At 60.7% G+C, this 4,641-nt stretch carries 5 protein-coding genes; 2 read left to right on the forward strand and 3 right to left on the reverse strand.

Features of this window, described 5'->3' with window-relative positions; all coding sequences use genetic code 11:
• On the reverse strand, positions 1-301 hold a 301-nt coding region (locus tag Q0288_RS12010; protein ID WP_299430721.1), incomplete at its 3' end, for a hypothetical protein.
• 22 nt (positions 302-323) lie between these two features.
• Here Q0288_RS12010 and Q0288_RS12015 point away from each other — a divergent pair.
• The gene (locus tag Q0288_RS12015; protein ID WP_299430723.1) at positions 324-1,436 is read left to right on the forward strand and encodes an amidohydrolase family protein; all 1,113 of its coding nucleotides are present in this window, start codon (positions 324-326) and stop codon (positions 1,434-1,436) included.
• Between the two features lie 31 nt (positions 1,437-1,467).
• Here Q0288_RS12015 and Q0288_RS12020 read toward each other — a convergent pair whose 3' ends face one another.
• The gene (locus tag Q0288_RS12020) at positions 1,468-2,187 is read right to left on the reverse strand and encodes a helix-turn-helix domain-containing protein (protein ID WP_299430725.1); all 720 of its coding nucleotides are present in this window, start codon (positions 2,185-2,187) and stop codon (positions 1,468-1,470) included.
• Between the two features lie 117 nt (positions 2,188-2,304).
• On the opposite strand from Q0288_RS12020, the gene Q0288_RS12025 reads away from it, so the two are divergent.
• Complete coding sequence (locus tag Q0288_RS12025) at positions 2,305-3,666, forward strand: MFS transporter (protein ID WP_299430727.1); 1,362 nt, start codon at positions 2,305-2,307, stop codon at positions 3,664-3,666.
• Positions 3,667-3,707: 41 nt separating this feature from the next.
• On the opposite strand, the gene Q0288_RS12030 is transcribed toward Q0288_RS12025, so the two are convergent.
• The coding region (locus Q0288_RS12030) for a DUF4832 domain-containing protein (RefSeq protein ID WP_299430729.1) at positions 3,708-4,641 on the reverse strand (934 nt) is incomplete at its 5' end.

Consider the following 4,641-nt stretch of genomic DNA (forward strand, 5'->3'; position numbering starts at 1 on the left):
CGGATTCAAAAAGATCATCCTCCAACCCGAAGACCCGGAGGCTCTCTTTTGGAATCCTGGAGCACCCCCCTCCCGGACGGTCGGCGAAAAAAAGTGTCTCCTTCCGGTCGGGTTCCGAATCTGGTATCGTAGAGAATTTTCTGAACCTGTACACCCTCATCCCAACTCCAGTCTGTCCGGTTTCTCTGAGGTACGATAAAATACCAGCAAGCGCCAGCCGTCTGAGAAGTGCGGGTCTCTGGTGAAAAGCCTGTTGGCGTTTGAGATTCAGGAGCCTCATGCATTTAACCAGCATCCCCATTTACGATCACCATGCATACTCCGTGTTTACGGAAGAGCGCTGGCGTCAGGAACCGCTCGAGCGCTACTTCACCCAGAACCCTGGCCCCGGGATGCTCCCCTTTGTGCAGGGCAGCCTGTTTTTTCGCCGCAGTGTGCGTGACCTGTCCGAGTTTTATGGCTGTGAACCCACCGTGGAGGCCATTGGGGAGGCCCGACAGCGACACAACTACACCGAGCTGGCCCGCTGGCTGTTTGCCGAAGCCAATATTTCCTATCTGCTCATCGAGGATAGCGTGGTGGACGGTGGCCTGTGGACCATCGGAGAGTGTGACGAACGCTTGCCCCCGGTGGCTCGGCGGGTCATGCAACTCGAGGCCGAACTGGTCAAATTCCTCGAGCGCTACGACAGCGCTACACGCCTCCTGAACGCGTTCGAGGATCATTTGCGGGCCATGGCACCTACCGTAGCAGCTTTCAAAAGCGTAGTGGCCTACCGAACTGGGCTGGACATCGGCCGCCACAACCTGGTTGAACTCGAGCGTGCCTATAGCGAATTGCGCCGTACCCTGACCCCCGGCCAGACCCCGCGCATGCTCAACAAGCCCTTGCTGGACTCCATGCTGTGGATGGCCCTCAAGGTAGCCGGCGAGGTAGGCAAGGCGGTGCAGTTTCACACGGGCTATGGCGATCCCACCCTGGATCTGCGCCTGGCCAATCCCCTGGGGCTACGCGGGGTGTTGGAGGCCCCCGAGTTGCGTGGGCTGAGAATCGTCTTGCTGCACTGTTATCCCTACGTCCGGGAAGCGGGCTATCTCAGCAGCAGCTACCCCGGTGTTTACCTGGATCTGGGTCTGACCATCCCCGCCGGAAGCGTGCACGCCATGCGCTCTGCTCTGCACGAGGCCACCCACCTGGCCCCCATCAGCAAAGTGCTCTTCTCCACCAGCGCTCGCCACAGCCCGGAGATGTTCTGGATTGCGGCCCGCTGGGGGCGGCGCATTCTGGCCCAGGTGCTGGAGCAGGCTGTCTACAACGGCGACCTCACCACCGAGGAAACCGAGTGGGCCGCCGAACGCATCCTCTCCCTCAATGCAGCCGACCTCTACGGCACTTTTGCCAGCCCTCCCACCGAGCCGGTGGTCTCGTTGTTTTAGATACAGCCTGTAGCCAGCCCATCGTTTATAGCTAGGGGTCTGGGGTTGGGGCCAGGCCCAGGTGCATCACGTATTTTTCAGCGCCGCCCCGGTGGGCATAGTGCTCGTAGACTTCCCAGAGATCGCGCTGCAAAGCTTTGGCATCGGCCCGGTCGAGCCTAAGACCCCCTGTCCAGAGGTTGAGGGTGGCGGGGTACTGGGGCTTTAGAAATTCGGGATCGCCCTCGTAATCGTCCAGGCGTGACCCCCAGATCAACAACCCATCCTCGTTGAGATAGACCACCATTTGCGACTCATAATCGCTCTCTCCCAGGGCTTTTTGCAGGCCGCGCTCGAGCTGCGACTTCCAGGATACATGTTCGGTCAGGTTTTCCAGCAGGGTATGCGGCACCAGATCCAGAGGAATCCGGAAGGCGGTAGCGGTGGCCTGGTAGTGCTTGATGGGTCGGCCCCGCCGGGGTTCTACCCTTACGACTTCCAGCAGCCCTGCGCGTAGCATTTGCAGGACGCGGTAGTGCATGGTCTGGAGGGGTAGCTTGAACTCCTCGGCGGCTGCCCTGACCGTGGTGGGTTGGCGCATGAAGGGTTTGAGGAAGACAGCCACATCGGGGTCGGCCAGGATACGGGCGGCAAGCGAATTATTCGGCTCCAGAAGCTTGCTTTGGAGCGTATGCAGCCGGCCACCCCCCGCCCCTTCTATGTCCAGGAGGGACGCCTCCTGGATACTGACTTTTTTTAGCCTTCTGGACATATTTACACTCTACTCCAAATCCTGGCTTTCTTATTGAGTAGACTCTGTCTAGACTTTAGGAGTCTAGCCTCAGACGCCTGGGCCGGAACCTCGAGCCCAGGTTTATTTGGGAGAACTATGCAGCAGGGGTATTTATCGGGACTGCGGGGGTTCACGCTGGTGGCCTCAGGACAATTGGTCTCGCTGGTGGGCAGCGGCATGAGCCAGTTTGCCCTTACCATCTGGGCCTTCGAAAAAACCGGGCTGGCAACCTCGCTGGCCCTGATGGGCTTCTTCTATCTGGTACCGCTCATCCTCATCTCCCCCTTTGCGGGAGCCTGGGTAGACCGGGGAAACCGCAAGCTGATGATGATGATCTCCGACCTGGGCGCCGCGGTCGGAACACTGGCGGTGCTGCTGCTATATCAGGGTGGGAGCCTGGAAATCTGGCACCTCTACGCTGCAGGTGTGCTGGGCGGTCTGACCAACGCCTTCCAGTGGCCGGCATACTCGGCGGCCATCTCGACCATGCTCGACAAGAAAGACTACGCCAGGGCCAGCGGTATGATCGCGCTGGCGGAATCTGCGTCGGCCATTGGTGCGCCGGTTCTGGCGGGCATCTTTTTGGGGGTGATTGGTCTGGGGGGCATTTTGCTCCTGGATTTGGTCACTTTTGCCGCAGCATTCCTCACCTTGTTTCTGGTGCATATTCCCCAGCCCAGGCAGAGTTTGGCGGGGCTGGAAAGCCGTGGAAGCCTGCTCACAGAGGCGATCTATGGGTTTCGCTTCATCTTTGCCCGGCCCAGTCTACTGGGTTTGCAAATGGTGTTTCTGCTGGGAAACCTCACGGCCAACCTGGGCATGGCCATTATGGCCGCCATGGTTCTGGCCCGCACTGCCTCGAGCGAGACCGCGCTGGCCACCGTGCAGAGCGCGGCAGGCATTGGTGGGGTGCTGGGCGGCTTGCTGCTGGCAACCTGGGGAGGCCCCAGGCGCAAGGTGCATGGGGTGCTGGTGGGCTGGGTACTCTCTAGTCTGTTTGGCAGTGTTTTGCTGGGTCTGGGGCAGAGCGTCTGGTTCTGGGCGGCCAGCGCATTTGCAGCTTCGCTGATTGTGCCCATTCTGAATGGTTCCAACCAGGCCATCTGGCAGGCCAAGGTGCCGCCCGACGTGCAGGGAAAGGTCTTCTCGGCCCGGCGCATGATTGCCTGGGTGGCGGGGCCGGTAGCCATGCTGATAGCAGGGCCGCTTGCGGACCGCGTCCTCACCCCCGCCATGATGCCCGGCGGCTCCCTGACAGATCTGTTTGGCGGACTGCTGGGTGTGGGGCCTGGGGCCGGTATGGCCCTGCTGCTGGTGGTAAGCGGTCTGTTGGGAATGGTGGTGGGTATGGGGGGCTACTTTTTCCGGGTGGTGCGCGAGGCCGAAGACCTGATTCCTGACCACGACCAAACCCACGGGGCTACCCTCGAGACCCAAGCCAAACCTGCAGCATCGTAGCTCTATCGCGGTTCTCGCGTTATCGCTTTTTGACAACCGCTTTACTGGACTTTCAGAGTGGTTTGCAGGTTGTTGTAGCCGGTACTGGCTTCCCAGGTATTCTGGTTGGCCAGCCGAATGGCATACTCGGGCCGGCTCGAGAGTCCGCTTGCTGCGTCGGGCAGATGCAGCAACAGATCGTACTCCCCGGCAGGCAGGCTAGTCGGCAATGCTACGTCAATTCCTATGGTGGTGGTCTGCCCAGCCCTCCAGCGGCGGGGATCGCTACTCACTGCAACCGTATAGACGGCCTGGGTGCCCCTGGCCCGCAGCACAAGCTGCACCGGGCGGGGATTGAAGGGGGTGGCGAAGCCGTCGTTGGCGATCTCCAGGCTCATCTGCAAACGCCCGCTGCGACCCACCTGCTCGGGCACTACTGCGCGCACCAGGCGGAAACGGTAGCCCAGCTTGCGGGCAATTTCGTCGAAGCAGCCCTCGGCCCGCCAACGGTCTATGGCTGGGCGGTAGAAGGTCAGGTTGAGGTAGCTCCAGCGGAAGCGGCGCATCTCGGCCAGGGCGGTGGGGCAGTCGGTTCGTTGCTGCCCGGAGTTAACCTGGCAGGTTTCCCCACCCACCCCGGTAAACTCGCTCATGCGCTCGAGGTAGCTCTGCATGGCGCTCTTCTGGCCGATGGGATGATAGGTGCCAGTATCGTCGGGGCCAGACAGAAAACAGTCGTTGTGGTGGCCTACACGGGCCTGGTTACTGCCGCTGAAGCCGGTATTGCTGTCCAGGGGGGTGGGGTACAGGGCCATCAAATCGCCGGGATAGCGCAACTGCACCATGCGATCCGACGGAGTCGCTGTCAGTAATGCGTTCAGAATTGTCCGCTTGTTGGTTAATGAGGTCAGGCCGTTGGTGGAAGCATGCCACTCGCCCCAGGCTCCAATAAAGCCAGCCTGGAGCACCAGAATTACATCTTTGTAATCGTGCAGC

It is taken from the genome of uncultured Meiothermus sp. (assembly GCF_937863175.1).
GTDB lineage: Bacteria > Deinococcota > Deinococci > Deinococcales > Thermaceae > Meiothermus.

Coding starts and splice junctions, on each gene's coding strand:
- Q0288_RS12020 (WP_299430725.1), bottom strand. CDS start 2,187: ATGTCCAGAAGGCTAAAAAAAGTCAGTATCCAGGAGGCGTCCCTCCTG.
- Q0288_RS12025 (WP_299430727.1), top strand. CDS start 2,305: ATGCAGCAGGGGTATTTATCGGGACTGCGGGGGTTCACGCTGGTGGCC.